This window comes from Archangium sp. Cb G35, assembly GCF_001896145.1.
GTDB classification, from domain to species: Bacteria; Myxococcota; Myxococcia; order Myxococcales; family Myxococcaceae; genus Archangium; species Archangium violaceum.
In genome coordinates this window covers 70,440-84,737 of sequence record NZ_MPOI01000009.1, presented here as the reverse complement: position 1 = coordinate 84,737, position 14,298 = coordinate 70,440, and the positions used below count along the sequence as shown (strand labels likewise).

At 69.3% G+C, this 14,298-nt stretch carries 11 protein-coding genes; 1 reads left to right on the top strand and 10 read right to left on the bottom strand.

The features are described from left to right. Nucleotides 1-43: 43 nt before the first annotated feature. From BO221_RS26665 to BO221_RS26640, 6 genes are all read right to left on the bottom strand, one after another. Complete coding sequence (locus BO221_RS26665; protein WP_073563349.1) at nt 44-2,086, bottom strand: lipoxygenase family protein; 2,043 nt, start codon at nt 2,084-2,086, stop codon at nt 44-46. 52 nt (nt 2,087-2,138) lie between these two features. Continuing rightward, nucleotides 2,139-2,936, bottom strand: coding sequence for a hypothetical protein (locus tag BO221_RS26660; RefSeq protein ID WP_073563348.1), 798 nt, complete (start codon nt 2,934-2,936; stop codon nt 2,139-2,141). A 103-nt stretch (nt 2,937-3,039) separates the two neighbouring features. Beyond that, nucleotides 3,040-5,055, bottom strand: a complete 2,016-nt coding sequence (locus tag BO221_RS26655) for a M56 family metallopeptidase (RefSeq protein WP_073563347.1) — start codon at nt 5,053-5,055, stop codon at nt 3,040-3,042. Continuing rightward, the gene (locus BO221_RS26650) at nt 5,052-5,447 is read right to left on the bottom strand and encodes a BlaI/MecI/CopY family transcriptional regulator (RefSeq protein ID WP_043397949.1); all 396 of its coding nucleotides are present in this window, start codon (nt 5,445-5,447) and stop codon (nt 5,052-5,054) included. Before BO221_RS26650 ends, BO221_RS26655 begins: the two co-directional genes overlap by 4 nt. A gap of 117 nt (nt 5,448-5,564) precedes the next feature. Continuing rightward, a complete protein-coding gene (locus BO221_RS26645) occupies nt 5,565-5,957 on the bottom strand; it encodes a helix-turn-helix domain-containing protein (protein WP_073563346.1) in 393 nt (130 codons plus the stop codon). A 50-nt stretch (nt 5,958-6,007) separates the two neighbouring features. Then, the gene (locus tag BO221_RS26640) at nt 6,008-6,499 is read right to left on the bottom strand and encodes a hypothetical protein (protein WP_073563345.1); all 492 of its coding nucleotides are present in this window, start codon (nt 6,497-6,499) and stop codon (nt 6,008-6,010) included. Between the two features lie 224 nt (nt 6,500-6,723). On the opposite strand from BO221_RS26640, the gene BO221_RS26635 reads away from it, so the two are divergent. Beyond that, on the top strand, nt 6,724-7,092 hold the full coding sequence (locus BO221_RS26635) for a hypothetical protein (protein ID WP_143195696.1): 369 nt from the start codon (nt 6,724-6,726) through the stop codon (nt 7,090-7,092). Between the two features lie 100 nt (nt 7,093-7,192). Here the strand turns inward: BO221_RS26635 and BO221_RS26630 are convergent, their stop codons facing one another. The 4 genes from BO221_RS26630 to BO221_RS26615 form a co-directional block, all read right to left on the bottom strand. Then, on the bottom strand, nt 7,193-8,908 hold the full coding sequence (locus BO221_RS26630) for a lamin tail domain-containing protein (protein WP_073563343.1): 1,716 nt from the start codon (nt 8,906-8,908) through the stop codon (nt 7,193-7,195). 184 nt (nt 8,909-9,092) lie between these two features. Beyond that, a complete protein-coding gene (locus BO221_RS26625) occupies nt 9,093-10,190 on the bottom strand; it encodes a hypothetical protein (RefSeq protein WP_073563342.1) in 1,098 nt (365 codons plus the stop codon). A 16-nt stretch (nt 10,191-10,206) separates the two neighbouring features. Further along, nucleotides 10,207-11,619, bottom strand: coding sequence for a VWA domain-containing protein (locus BO221_RS26620; RefSeq protein ID WP_073563341.1), 1,413 nt, complete (start codon nt 11,617-11,619; stop codon nt 10,207-10,209). 106 nt (nt 11,620-11,725) lie between these two features. After that, nucleotides 11,726-14,257, bottom strand: a complete 2,532-nt coding sequence (locus BO221_RS26615; RefSeq protein WP_233166274.1) for an ATP-binding protein — start codon at nt 14,255-14,257, stop codon at nt 11,726-11,728. Nucleotides 14,258-14,298 lie beyond the last annotated feature (41 nt).

Here is a 14,298-nt window from a genome sequence, read left to right as displayed (position 1 = left end):
TCGAGCTGAGGACAGACCCCTGAACGGACTTACTTCGGCTGGCTTAGATGTTGATGCTCTGCGGAATCGCCGTGGGCAGCAGCGTCTCGTAGGGGATGCGCGACAGGTTGCGCTGGCCGATCTCCCGCTCCGTGGTGCGCAGGCGCTTCTGGAAGACCTCCAGCGCGGGCCACACGCGCGCGTCCGCGAACCAGGGCTCGTGCAGGTACGTGTCGTAGCCGCCCAGCTTGGTGAAGTACACGTTGCCCAGCCCGAAGGTGACCGCCTGCTGCAGGAAGGCCATCTGCAACGGCGGCAGATGGGTCAGCTCCGTCCTCGCCGGCAGTTCCTCCACGGAGGTGGGCGCGGGGGCGTAGGCCGCCAACGGCAGCGCCGGGGTGTAGCTCATGATCGTGCGCTGCGGGAAGTTCACCGCCGCGTGCTGCACGCTCGCGGTGAAGATGATGTAGGTGGCCAGGTCCACCAGATACTCGAACGTCTGGATGCCCCCGCCGTCCTCCCCGACGTCCTTGAGCTTGCCGACCTCGGGGCTGGAGAGCTCCTTGACCCAGGCCTGCAGCTCGTAGTCGCTCCGCACCGCGGCGTCATCGTTGTAGTAGATGGCCAGGTAGTCGCTCACCCAGGCGCGGATGTCGCTCCAGAGCAGCAGCGCGTCGTCGCGGTACGGGTAGTCCGGCAGCTTCGAGGCGTCGTCCACCTGGCGGGCCGCGAGCTCCCGGGGCAGGAACGCCTGGTTGATGGAGTGGTTGGCCACGGCCTGGATGCTCACCTGGGTGGAGGCCTTGATCTCACCGGCGAGCAGCTGGTCCACCGGGCCACCGGGCGCGATGAGGGACGTCTCCGCGGCATTGTTGATGGCCAGGGTGCCCTGGAAGTGCGGCGTCAGCAGCTGGTAGAGCGGGTGCTGGGGCGCGAGCTGCCGGTGCGTGGACAGGGTGAACTCTTCCAAAATCAGGTGCGTGAGGCCCAGGTGCGCGATGAGCTCGTGGTAGTTGCCATCCGCCACCTGCACGTGGAGGCGCGCCAGGTTCCAGGAGGTGCCGTCCGCCGGGGTGAAGATGGGGTTGGAACGGCCCGGGGTCTGCGAGCACTGGATGGCCACCGCGCGCAGCTTCCGGTCGGCCTGGTTCGCGGCGGGCACGGCGAACAGGGCGAGCGGCGCTTCGATGTACTTCTGTCCGCCCGACGTCTGCCCGGTGGGGATGCCCTGGAAGACGGCGTAGTCCAGCAGGTACAGCCGTCCTTCCTGGCCCGCGCGGGCCAGGGTGTCCTGCGAGCCCATCACGGACTGGTACTGCGCGTCCGTCACCGGGAACTTCTCGGGGAGGGCCGCGATGCCCTGGAGCAGCGCCGGGTTGGGCCCGGCCAGCCGCATGCGCGCGAAGATGATGTCGGTCTCGTAATTGCTCGCGACCGCCGGAGGCTGCAGCAGCGAGAACTGGGCCGTGTAGTTGTCGAGCGACGCCGCCTTGCCGTACAGCCCCAGGTACTTCAGGAACAGATCACCCGCCTCGGACAACAGCTTCTTCAACAGGGTGTCGACGAGGTCGAGGATGTCCTGCCCGATGGCGGGCGCATCCAGCGCGGCCTGGGTGGCGAGCTCGGAGACGATGGCGACACCGGCGGTCTCCTCCAGCTTCTGGCCCGCCGCCTTGAGCAGCGTCCGGGGGCGCTCGATGACCCCGGCGATGAGCGCCACCCCCGGAGAGCGCGGGGCCTGGTGGAGCCGGGACGTCCGGTCCGACAGCCGGCTGAATCCGTCGGTCAGCTCCCGGTAGGTCCCCTCGACCCTGCGAAGTTCCGTCTCGGACAGGCCGGCGTCGTTCTGGATGGCCTCCCCGTTGTCGAAGAGCTTCGCGCCGATGGCCAGCACGTTGCCCAGGAGCTGCAGGGCGGTGGTGGCGATGCCATCCAGCCAGACGAAGGAGAAGTTGTCCTGACGGGGGACCTGGGCCGCGATCCCCAGCGGACTCAGCCGGCTGTCGAAGTTGTAGGCGTAGACCTGCCGCTCTTGCGTGAGCGTGGTGAGGCGCTGCTGCTGCTGAGTGGGCGAGTCATTCTGGGGCAGGGAGGGAATGGGACGCATGGCGCTCCTGGGCAGTGGAGCCACGCATCATCTTCGCTCTCCGTGAAACCCTCTACTCCTTCCGGCCGCCTCCCTTGTTCTTGGAGAGTGAGCGGATGTAGTTCCCGTCGATTCCGTGGATGCGCATGTCCACGAGTTGCTCGATCGTGACATTCGGATATCCGGCCTCGCGCATCTCCTGGACGAACTTCGGCGTGACGCCGTGGATGCGCATGGACATGAGCTGCTCCAGGGAGGGATTGGAGAAGCCCAGGCCCTTCACCTCGGCGACGAACTTCGGCGTGACGTCGTGGATGCGCGTGGCCACCAGTTCATCCATCGTGAGCTTGTCGTAGCCGGCCGCCTTCATGGCGCGGATGTGCTCGGGCGTCAGCTGGAAGATGGCCACCTGGAGCAGCTCGTCATGGGACATCTTCCCGTAGCCGAGCTCCGCCAGGGCCTTCACCCGCGCCGGCCCCAGGTCGAAGATCGCCAGCTGGAAGTGCTCGTCCGGGGTGATGTTCGTGTGGCCGAGCTTCCCCATCTCCTCGAGGTACGCGGCGTTCGGCTCGAAGGTGTAGTGGCCCGCGCCCTCGCCGTTGGCGAAGCGGCCCTCGAAGCGCAGCGTGCCCGCCTCGCGCACGAGCTGGAACTTCGTGTCCGCGCCGTCCTCCGTGTTCAGTCCCTGGAAGGAGGCGCGGGGGATGCTGAGTCCCATGTTTCCGTGCTCCTTGACGCGGAAGTTCATCTGCAACGTGTCCTCACGCGGGGTGGCCGTCCACGTGCCACTCTTTGGCGCGGCCAGCGCGGAGAAGGTCCACAGCAGCAGGGCGGAGATGAGCAGCGTGTACGTCGTCCGTTGGGTGGTCATGGTTCAGGCTCCTTCAAGGCATTTCGGGCAAAAGGGAGCCCGGCGGCTCGCGCGCGGGGCGCGGCCGGGGGCTCGTGGGAGGTGAGGGGAAGGGGACTGCCGGTTACTGCTTCTTGCGCAGCTCGCGGATGAAGTCCGCGTCCACGCCACTGCTGCGCAGGCGGATCAGCTCATCCACGGAGAGCTTGTCCATGCCCTCGTCGCGCAGCTTGCGGATGAAGGCCGCGTCCACGCCGAGGGCGCGCATCTGCACCACCTCTTCAGCGGGGAGCTTGTCGAGCCCCGCCTCGCGCAGCGAGCGCAGGTACTCCGGCGATACGCCGAGCGCCTTGAACTGCGTCAGCTCGTCCGCCGGGAGCTTGTCGTAGCCCGCGGCCTTCAGTGCCTGCACGTACTCGCCATTGATGCCGAGGGCGCGCAGCTCGATGAGATCATCGAAGGGCAGCTTGTCGTAGCCAGCGGAGCGCAGCTCGTTGATGAATCGCTCGTCCACGCCGAGCGCCGCCGCCTGCGTCAGCTCGTCGGCCGAGAGCTTGTTGTACCCGGCCGCCGAGAGCCCCTTCACGCGCTCGGGCGTCACGCCGACGTGCCGCATCTCCACCAGTTCCTCGGCGGTGGGCTTGCCGCCGAGGATGGCCGTCATCTCCTTCACGTACTCGGGCGTCATGTGGGCGTGGCCGAACTGCACCAGGTTGCCCACCGTGGGCTCATAGCCGAGCGACTCCAGCTCCTTCACGCGCTCGGGCGTCACCCCGGCCACCTTGAGCGAGACGAGCTGCTCCACCGAGAGCGGCTTGTCACCCACGCGGGTGGTGTCCTCGTCAGCGTCGTAGTCCGAGTCCGGATCCATGCTCCGCTTCCCGGAGGGCATTGGCTTCGGAGCAGGAGCCGGAGCGGGGGCGGGCGCCTGGGCGAGTCTCAGCGCTGGCGGCGGGGGCGGAGCCATCATCGGAGCGGGAGCCGCGGCGGGGACGGGAATCGCGGGCGCCAGGGGCGCGCTCACGGCGGCGGGAGGCTCGGGGGCCTCGGCCGTCGCCGCGGGAGGCGCGGAGGGCAGTGCGAGGGCCACCAGGGGGCCGGCCACGGCCACGCCGCTCATCAGCGTGACGAGCGATGCACCGGCCACCCACCGCGAGGAGCAGCGCGCCGCGGGGGCGCCCACGAGCCTGCGGACGCGGTCCGTGAGCGAGCCGCCCAGGGCGGACATGGCCGGGCTCGCCATCCCGAGGGGCATCACGCGCAGCGACTCCAGCGCGGTGAGGGCCCGGGCGTAGGAGATGGCGTTGCCACTGGTGCCCACGGCGATGTCGTCACAGCAGTGCTCGCGCTCGACGCGGATGACGCGCGACATCCACCACACGGCCGGGTGGTAGAAGAGCAGCGTCTCCACCAGCGTCTGCACCAGGTTGACGGCGAAGTCGTGGCGGCGGATGTGCGCCAGCTCGTGGGCGAGCACCATCTCCAGCTGGCGGGCGGACAGTCCGGTGAGCGCCGTCACGGGCAGCAGCACCACGGGCCGCACCCAGCCCACCGCCGCGGGCACGTCCAGCGCCGCCGAGCGCAGCAGCCGCACGGGGCGCGTCATGCCCAGGCGCCGCGCCAGCCGCTCCAGCGTCTCCTGCCACTCGGCGGGCGCGGGCTCGGCCTCGTGCACCAGACGGCGCAGCTTCAGCCACCCGGACAGCAGCCGCAGCGATGACACCGTCACGCCCAGGCCCCAGGCCAACACCAGCCAGTGCATGTGCTCACCGAGCAGCGGCAGCGTCCGCTCCAGCACGGGCGTGGGCCTGACGGCGAAGGGGGCCACCGGGGAGTGCTTGTCCTCGGCGCGCTCCAGCACGAAGCCGGGGGTCCGGGCCACGGTGGAGGAGTGCTCCACTGCCGCGGGGGCGCTCGGAAGCGACTCCCCCTTCTGGAGGGAGGCGTAGTGGTGCCAGCCGGTGAGGGCGGGCAGCACGAGCATGAGGGCCAGTGCGCCACAGGAGAGCAGATAGCGCACGGAGGCCGCGCGCCGGTCGAGCACCCGCAGGGCGGCGGCGAGCGCCACGGCCACCAGGGTGCCCTGCCACAGCAGGTGCAACAACGCCCAGCCCAGGGACTGCGACACGGCTCCGTTCATGGCGTCTCCTCCCCTTCCAGGGTGTCCAGCAGCTTGCGCAGCTCGGCGAGCTCCTCCGCCGAGGCCTTCTTCGTCGACAACGCCTGCATCGCCAGCTGGGCCGGGGAGCCACCAAAGGCCCGGTCCAGCAGGTCCGTCACGAGCTGCCGCTGCGTCTTCTGCTGCGTCGCCCGCGCCTTGTAGACGTGGGCTCGCTGGGACTCGTCGCGTTCCACGAGCCCCTTTTCCGTCATGATCTGCATCAGCTTGAGCACCGTGGTGTAGCCGGTGCCCTCCTGGCCCTTGTTGAGGGCCTCGTGCACGTCTCGCACGGTGCTGGGGCCTCGCTCCCACAGCACCCGGAGGATGCCCAGCTCCGCGTCCGTCGGGCGCGGCAGCGTCGGTTCACTCATTTCACTCCCTCCCGTCAGCTTCCTCTCCAAAGTATACGAAGGGGTTCGTAGATGTCAACGAAGGCCTTCGTAGATGGGGATGTCGACCAGGGAAGGACGTCTGCTCGGTGGCATTGCTTACGGAGTGGCGGGGGCGAGGGCGCGCTTGCCAGTGGCCCTCTTCACGGTCGCCCGTTTCGCTTTGGCGGGGACGGGGCGTACCGGGCGTCTGGATGGCTTGCGCGCGAGCGGCTCCAGACGAACGGAGTAACCCATCGCGTACACCACCTTGAAGAGTGTCAACTCGGTGGCGTTGGCCCTCCCCGACTCGATCTTGCTGATTTCACTCTGGGGCACACCGGAACGCTCGGAGAGCTGGTGTTGAGTGAGGCCCTGGGCCTTCCGGGCCTCGGCGAGTTCTCGAGCGATGCGGAAGCGAGCGCGCTCGGCTTGGAGCGCGGCCTGGGCGGCAGGGCCCTCGTGAGCTGCCTCCTCTTCCACGAACGCCGTCAGGTCCTTGAGAGTGCGCATCGCTTCTCCTCCAACTTCACGATATTCCTATAACCCATAAAGCGACAAGCCTACTTCCGCCCCTTGGCTTTCGTCGGGGTGGGCTGCTTCCTGGCCTTGGACTTCTCTCGCTGTTTGAAAAGAGCCAGACGTTCCTCGGCGATGGCGATCTGCTGTTGCTGGTGCCGCTTGGAGGGATTCTGTCCCTTGTCGTAGCCGTGAAGGACCAGCGCTTTCTTCTGTCCGTGTGGGTGGAAGAAGACGCGCAGGAGGATGTCCTCGCCCGCGTCTTCCGGATGGAGCTCTTTCGGGGCCTTGCCAACGCGTTTGAGCACCTGCTCCTCGCTCTGGCGGATACGCAGCTCGATAACGCCGCCTCCGATGTTCTTGCCGAAGTCGGTGCGCACGACGTCGGGCCCCATGTACGCGACGAGTTCCTCCAGCGCGGCGGTCACGGAGCGGCGCTGGGCCGGGGAGAGTTCCTCGGTCATCCACCTGAAGACGGGTGAGGAGCCATCTTCGTCTTCGTAGAAGCCAACATCGTAGAGAGGGGACTCGGGCATGGCATGGCGTCAGGAAGAGCGGGGTGGAGTGTCTGGTACCGCTCTATGCCGGGGCAGCGGGGGCGCCAGGACGAGGACGTGTGACTCCGGACGGGAACTTGACGAGCAGGCCGCTAGCCGACTGTCTGCCTGGCCGCACCCGCACCGTACCGGGAGGGGACTACCGGCACCTGGGAGCGCACCCCACCTTCCGGGGAGATCGGAATGTGGAGCAGGAGGCCGTGATGGCGGACAAGCGCAAGGGTGGAGCGGGGAAGCAGAAACGCACGGTGGTGCGCCGGCGCCGGACGGCGGGAAGCTCCGCGGGACGCATCGCAGTGCGCCGGGACACCGCCCCGTACCGCAGCGCCGCGATGGACGAGCACTCCATCATGGTGCGTGAGCAGATCAACGCCGCGCTCGCCGAGGCCCGGCGGATTCGCGAGGACATCGAGCAACGCATCGAGGAGCGGCTGAAGGAGGATGACCAGGGCACGCCCGGTCAGGTCATCTCCCGGCTGAGGACCGAGGCCGGCCTGCACATGGTGAAGCCCCTGGGCCTCGACGCCCGCGCGAAGGTCGAGGACAAGGGGCGCGCGAAGAGCTCGAAGTAGAGCCCTCCCCGCTACCCGGTACCGCGCGATGCAGTTGCAGTCCGTGTGTCCCGCAGGCTCCAGCCAGCACCGCGCTGGAGCCGAGGGGAACGTCCGTCACTCAGTAAGCGGTGCCGTTGGCGCGCTTGCCGGGCGAGGACGCGGAGCTCGACAGGGTGGTGTGCAGCACGAAGGTGCCGCTGCTGGTGACATCCGGGTTGCGGTTCATGGACACGCCGTCGGTACCCGAGAGCGACGAGCTATAGGTGGTGGTGTTCACCGTCGTGCCCGACGCGTTCTTCAGCGTCACGGTGTCGCCACTGTTGCTCAGGTTGAGCATGCTCGTGGAGGCGCCCACGGCGTTGCTCACTCCCGAGGGAATGCCCGCGGCGGAGCCGAACACGACGATGGCCTTGCCCGCGGCGAGCGAGGTGCCGCTCGCGAAGGTGTGGCGCACGCCGGAGGCGTCCGAGAGCGTCCAGCCGGAGAGGTCCGCGGCCGTGCCACCCGAGTTGACGATCTCCACGAACTCACCGTTCACGTCCGAGCCGGCCTCGTTGGCGAGGATCTCATTGATGAACACCACCGCCGCGCCGCCTCCTCCGCCGGAGGTGGTGATGGAGAAGTTCGCGTTGCTCGTGTCGGTGATGGCGGAGTTGGAGGCGTCGCTCACGCGCACCCTGGCGGTGGTGGAGGTGGTGCTCGGGACGGTCCACGCGTAGGAGCCCGTGGAGGCCGAGGTGCTGGAGGTGAGGGTGGTCCAGGTGGATCCGTTGAGCGTGTACTCGAGCTTCACGTTCGTCACGCCGGTGGCCGTCCAGGTGATGCGCTGGGCGCTGCTGGTCGCCCAGCTCTCGCCGCCGTTGGGCGAGCCCACCGTGATGCTCGCGGTGGTGGTGGTGCTGTCGGGGATGAGGAAGTCCTTGATGACGGCCATGTGCTGCATGTTGGTGGCGCCGCTGTCACCCGAGAGCGCCGGGGAGATCTCCGAGAGGGGCGAGTACACGCGGGTGTCGATCACCGTGCCGGCGGCGAAGGAGCTGGAGCCGATGACGGTGGCCGTCTGGTAGGCGCGCAGGTCCGCGTCCACGAGCACGTGGTCATACGGCTTGCCACGGCTGGCATTGGTGTTGGTGTTGCCGTTGCGGTCCGCGGGGTACGGGCTGGCGGTGCTCACCACCTGGGAGAAGGTAGTGAAGCAGGCCTCGGAGCGGCTGTCGGTGTTGAGGTCACCGGCGATGACCAGGTAGTCGCTCGTGGGGACGTTGGCCTTGATGAAGTTGGACAAGTTGGTGGCCTCGGTGTTGCGCACGCTGCTGCTGGCGGTGAGCAGGTGCACGCTCACCACCCAGAGGTCCTTGGGACCCGGCACGTCGATGCGCGCCCAGGCGAAGTCACGATTGTCGACCTGGTTGTCGTCCCACTCACCCGAGGCGATGATGGGGTAGCGGCTGATGATGCCGTTGGGGATCTGCGCGCCGGCCTCGCGGTAGTAGTAGAAACCCGTGCCGAAGGCGGTGTTGACGAAGTTCCGGATGGCGGTGGCCGAGTTGTCCCCGTAGTTGAACTCCTGGATGGCGACCACGTCCGGCTTCGTGCCCTGGAAGATGCGGGTGCCGTGGCCCGGGTCGTAGCTCTGGTAGTTGCCGCTGGAGATATTGGCGGCCATCACGCGCAGCCGCACGCTCGCCGCGGCCTCCTGGGTGCCCAGGATGTCCTCGCCGGCCTCCTCCTCGGTCGCGCCACCGCAAGCCGCCAACGTGAGGGAGAGCACGGCCGCCAGCAGCCGGCGGTCGAGGCGCGTGGGCCCCGAGGAAGAGGTTTCAGTCTTTCGCACGATGTCGGTTCCTGCCCCGGGACCCGGAGCGGTGGGAGGGTTCGCGGAGACACCACGTCTCCTGGCGAAGAAGGCGGATGCCCGCCTGCTTCTCCTCCTCTCGTTATCGGCGAAAAAACGAGCGCTGTTGCGTAACGGTGTGTGAATTCCGCTGCGGCGCGATGCGTGAGCGGAAACGGATCGCTCAGCTCCCGACCTTGGTGGACTCGGGCAGGGGGGCCGGGGCGGGAGCGGAGCCCGAGTCCTCCTGGCCCAGGGCCGCCAGCTTGCGCGCGAGCTGCTCGGCCTGCGCGCCCTTGGAGCCGATGTCGCCGCCCTTCACGCCGACGAGGGACACCCGGGCGCGCTCCAGCAGGGCCACCTGCGCATGCAGTTGCGCCAGCAACCGTTCCCGCTTGCGGCCCAGCAAATCCAGGTGGTTGAGCTCCTCGCCCAGCGACGAGGCCGCCAGCTCCAACTGCCGGCGCGCCACCGCGTCCGTGGCCGCGGCCGCCTTGTCGCGCAGCTCCTTCACCTGGGCGTCCACGTCGCTCTGGTGCACCGCGTGCAGCTGCGCCTCCAGTTCCGCGTGGGACTCGGCGAGGGAGAACACCTCGCGCGCCATCTTCTCCAGCACGCCCACCAGCTCCGTCTTCCCGGGCCCCGGCGTCAGGCGCGCCGCCTCCTTCTGGCACTGCCGGTACAGCGTCACCGCGCGCGACACCAGGCCCTGCGCCTCGCCGGACAGCTGCTTCTCCAGCGCCGTGCCCCGGGCCTCCACCGCGTTGCCGTGCACCGTCATGTGGGTGGCCAGCATGCCCACGCTCCAGAAGAGCGCCACCGCCGCCATGCCCAGCACCGCGCCCACCGCGCCCAGCCGCCCGTCGAAGAGCCGCGCGTCCATCACCGTCTTCACGTACAGCCCGAGCGGCACCAGTGCGCCCGCGCCCACCGCTCCGGCCAGCACCTGCAGCGGCCGGGGCTTCCACCGGGTCCCCAGCCAGCCCACCACCCCGGCCGCGAGTGCGCCCGTGCAGGCCTCGGACAGGGGCGAGGGGATGAAGAGCATGTCCGGGACGTTCAGCAGCACGGGGAAGCCCAGCAGCATCCCCACGCGCACCTTCCAGTCCGTGCGCGCCCCGGCCAGCGCCGCGCCCGCCACCGCGAAGAAGCCCGCGTCCACCTGGACGTACAGGCGCGAGGCCGCCACCGCGAGCAGACCCGCGGCCGCTCCGCCACCCAGCGCACGCAGGGTGCGCACCTCGAAGTCCTCGCGTTCCTGGAGCTGTATCGACAGGGGCATGGCCGGGCTTTCCTGATCAGTCTGTGTCGTAGGAGTTGTTCTGACCGAAGGTTCTCAGCGACTTGCGATGAAGCTGTAACGCCTCACGCTTCACGGAAGTTTCATCCTGGGCGTTGAGGTAGGCTGCCTTCGTCCGGTCCACGTCCGCAAGCTCCCCCGCGAGCGCCTCCGCGGAGCTGCTGAACAGACTCCGGGCGTTGTCCAGCATGCCCAGGGCCTTCTGGCGGTTGCCGCGCTTCATCTCCTCGGCGGCCGCCTGCATCTCCCGGGCCCCGAGCGCCTTCACCGCGTGCACCCGCACCTCCTGGTCCAGGTTGGCCCGCACCAGCGCCTCGTCGTCCGTCACCTTCGCCGACAGGGGCAGGTACGTCTCCACCGGCCGTGCGGCCTCCACGTCCTGGTAGCGCAGCCGCGCCCCCAGCACGCCCCGGCCTTCCTTGGAGGACTCCAGGGACAGGGTCAGCTTCACCACCACCTGCGCCTCCTGCCCACCCGCCAGGTCATACAGGCGCACCACCCGGCTCTTGCCCTCGCGCCGCGCCGGCACGCCCATCGCCTCCGCGTCCAACACACCCTCGGGCAGCTCCAGCCGCAGCTCCACCCCGCGCGCTAGCGTCCCCGCCGCCTGCTCCAGCTCCCGCCGCAGGATTTCCGCCAGCTTCTCCGAGTCCTGGATGTAGCCGTAGAAGCCGCCGCCCTGCTCGGCCATGCCCCGCATCAGCCGCTCGTTGAAATCATCCCCCACGCCCAGGCCGCTCACCGTCAGGCCCTGGCGCTGGTACGTGTCCGCCAGCTTCAGCAGCTCCGCGTCCTCGACGAGGCCCTCGGTGGGTTGCCCATCGCTGAGCAGGAGGATGCGGCTCACCCGGAAGCTCTCCACGTAGGGGAGCAGCTGCTGGGCCGCCGCCTGCAGGCCGCCGCTGATGTTGGTGGCGCCGTCGTCCTCGATGGTGTCCACGAAGTCCAGCATCTGCTGGCGCGCCTCGTCCGTCACCTGCTGGCTGGGGAAGACGCTCACGTCCGAGCCGTAGTGCACCAGGGCCAACCGGTCCTCGGCACCCAGGCGCTGCACCAGCAACCGCGCCGCGCGCTTCGCGTCCGCCAGCTTCTGGCCCTGCATGGAGCCCGAGCGGTCGATGACGAGCGCCAGGCTCACCGGCACGCGCTTCTCCTCGCGGGGCTTGTCCGCGCGCACCGTCAGCACGGCGTAGGCCTCGCTGGGCCCGGTCATGAGCCAGGCCCCGGACAGCTTGCCCTGCAGCGTCACCGGGCCGTCCTTCGCGGTGGCCGGGGGCAGCACCACGCCGGTGGGGGCCTCGCCGGGCTGGGCCAGGGTGTGGCTCGTGTCCTTCTGGCGGGGCAGGCCCACCACCGCCGCCGTCAGGGCGAGCAGTCCGGTGGTGGCCAGCAGCAGGGCGGTTCGGTTCATCGGAAATCCTCGAAAGGCGGGGGAGGTCGGTCCACGCAGCCTGTCTCAGGTGCGCCACTTTCCCCATCCGTCACCAGGAGGAGGGTCCGACAACAGGAGGATGCCGTCAGTTCCCCACGGCGGACGCGTTGTTCGTCACCAGCTCGCGCACCACGCGCCGCACGGCCGTTTCGTCGAAGGGTTTTTCCAGGGTGGGGTTGGGCACCCGGGCCAGGAAGTCCCGCGCCCCCTGGGTGAAGGCGCCGCCGGAGACGAAGACGAAGCGCCGCTCCAGCCCCGAGCCCCCCTGCTGGACGGCCTCGTACAGGTCCTTGCCGCCCAGGTCCGGCATCATCACGTCGCACAGCACGGCGTGGAAGCGGTTGTCCGCGGACAACTTCTCCAGCGCCTGCCGGCCGCTGGTGGCCAGCTCCACCTCGTGCTCGCGCAGGATCCGCCGCAGCGCCCGTCCGACGGCGGGCTCGTCGTCCACGATGAGCACCCGTCCGCGCTGGGTGATGGGCACCTGGGGGGCCGGCACCGGCTTCTGCACCCGGGCGCCCGGCTCGGCCGCGGGCAGCACCACCCGCACCGTGGTGCCCCGGCCCGGCTGGCTCTCCACGGAGATTTCACCGCCCAGGCTGGTGATGATGCCGTGGCAGATGGACAGGCCCAGTCCCGTGCCCACGCCCACCGGCTTGGTGGTGAAGAAGGGATCGAAGATGCGGCCCATCACCTCGGCGGGGATGCCCGCGCCCGTGTCCTGCACCTCGGCGATGATGCGGCCCTGCTCGCCCTCGCGCGTCACCAGGCGGATTTCGTTCTTCTCCGCCGCGCCCTCGGGGATGGCCTGCGCCGCGTTCACCACCAGGTTGAGGAACACCTGGCACAGCCGGCCCTCGTTGCCCTTCACGTGCGGCATGGGCCCGTACTCGCGCTTGAGCCGCGCCCGGTGCTTGATTTCGTTGGCGGCCAGCATCACCGCCGAGTCCAGCACCGCGTGGAGATCCACCGGCTCCAGCCGCTCCTCGTCCGGGCGGGAGAAGGCCTTGAGCTGGCGGACGATTTGACGCACGCGCTCGGCGCCCTCGCGGGCCTCCATGATGACCGAGCGCCACTCGTCCACCTCGGGCCGCGCCGCCAGCCCGCCCGGCATCATGGACGGCATGCGGCGCATCTCGTCCAGGAGGAAGCCCAGGTTGGAGATGACGAAGGCCAGCGGGTTGTTGATTTCGTGGGCGATGCCCGCGGCCAGCGTGCCCATGGAGGCCATGCGGTCCGCCAGCGACAACTGCGACTGGAGCTTGCGCTGCTCGGTGACGTCCCGTGCGATGGACACCACGGCCGGCTCGCCGTCGAAGAGCAGCGGCAGCGAGGCGAACTCCGCCACCCGGATTCTTCCGTCCTCCCGCCGCATGCGCCGCTCGCCCGTCACCAGCGACACCATGCCCTCGGGCGTGGGCGGCTCGTCCACCAGGAACTCCTGCAGCCGCCGGCCCATCAAGTCATGGGGCCGCTCGAAGCCCAGCGCCGTCACCAGCGCCGAGTTGGCGTAGATGATGTGCTCGTCCCGCTGGATGGCCGCCGGCTCCGGCACGCCCTCCAGCAGCAGGCGGAAGCTGGCCTCGGACAGCTTGAGGGCCTCCTCGAACTGGCGGCGTTCGGTGATGTCCCGGGCGATGCCTTCCACGGCCACGCACAGCCCGGTGGCGTCCATCACCGGCGTCACCACGTGCTGCAACCACACCAGCCGCCCGTCGCGCCGGGTGAAGCGCACCACCACGGGCGTGTCCGCCATCCGCTGTGGGTCGGACAGCAGCTGCTCGAGCACCCGCAGATCCTCCGAGTGCACCTGGCGGTGCCACAGCTCGGGGTCCCGGTAGTGCTCCTCCGGGGAGAAGCCCAGGTTGTTCGTCACCACGCCGCTGATGAAGGCGAAGCTGCGCGTGCCCGCCAGCTGGTAGCGGTAGAGCACGTCCGAGGCGTTCTCCGCGATGCGCCGGAAGCGCAGCTCCCGCTCACGCAGCGCGCGCTCGGACTGCCGCTGCTCCATGCTCAGGGCGATGGCCCCCGCCGCCGCCCACAGCAAATCCACCTCCAGCTTGTCCCACTCGCGCTCCTCGGCGCAGTTGTCGAAGCCGATGAAGCCCGCCAGCGTCCCGTGCACCCACAGGGGCAGCGTCAGCAACGAGAGGATCTGCTGCGGCTCCAGGACGGCCCGCTCCTCCGGCGGCATGTTCTTCACCAGCCCCGACAGCACCTGTCCGCGCGACAGCAGCTCGTACTGGTGGGGCCTCTGCCGCTCCAGCGGCATGTCCTGCAGCAGCGGGTTGTGCAACTCCGGCTTCACCCCGGGCGCGCACCACTCGGCGCGCAGGCTGAAGAGCTGATTGCCGTCCGGCGAGCGGTGCGCCTCGAAGATGTAGGCACGGCTGGCGCCCGAGGCCTCGCCCAGGGGCGCCACCAGCCGCTCGAAGAGGTTCTCCGAGGCCGACGCCGCCAGCAGCCGCTGTTGGATCTCCACCACCGCGGTGAGGTAGCGCTCGCGGCGGGCCAGTGCGGCTGTCGTCGCTCCCCTCTCGGTGACGTCGTTGGGCGGGCCGCACGTCCCGGGGGACGTGGCCTCTTCCGCGTGGATCTGCTGAGGCTTCGGATGCATGAGGATGGGGGTGCTTCGGATTCCAACGGACTCGGGGGGGC

Excerpts from the sequence above, each read along its gene's own strand:
- BO221_RS26665 (WP_073563349.1), bottom strand. The coding sequence starts at position 2,086 with ATGCGTCCCATTCCCTCCCTGCCCCAGAATGACTCGCCCACTCAGCAG.
- BO221_RS26655 (WP_073563347.1), bottom strand. The coding sequence starts at position 5,055 with ATGAACGGAGCCGTGTCGCAGTCCCTGGGCTGGGCGTTGTTGCACCTG.
- BO221_RS26640 (WP_073563345.1), bottom strand. The coding sequence starts at position 6,499 with ATGCCCGAGTCCCCTCTCTACGATGTTGGCTTCTACGAAGACGAAGAT.
- BO221_RS26650 (WP_043397949.1), bottom strand. The coding sequence starts at position 5,447 with ATGAGTGAACCGACGCTGCCGCGCCCGACGGACGCGGAGCTGGGCATC.
- BO221_RS26620 (WP_073563341.1), bottom strand. The coding sequence starts at position 11,619 with ATGAACCGAACCGCCCTGCTGCTGGCCACCACCGGACTGCTCGCCCTG.
- BO221_RS26645 (WP_073563346.1), bottom strand. The coding sequence starts at position 5,957 with ATGCGCACTCTCAAGGACCTGACGGCGTTCGTGGAAGAGGAGGCAGCT.
- BO221_RS26615 (WP_233166274.1), bottom strand. The coding sequence starts at position 14,257 with ATGCATCCGAAGCCTCAGCAGATCCACGCGGAAGAGGCCACGTCCCCC.
- BO221_RS26635 (WP_143195696.1), top strand. The coding sequence starts at position 6,724 with ATGGCGGACAAGCGCAAGGGTGGAGCGGGGAAGCAGAAACGCACGGTG.
- BO221_RS26660 (WP_073563348.1), bottom strand. The coding sequence starts at position 2,936 with ATGACCACCCAACGGACGACGTACACGCTGCTCATCTCCGCCCTGCTG.
- BO221_RS26625 (WP_073563342.1), bottom strand. The coding sequence starts at position 10,190 with ATGCCCCTGTCGATACAGCTCCAGGAACGCGAGGACTTCGAGGTGCGC.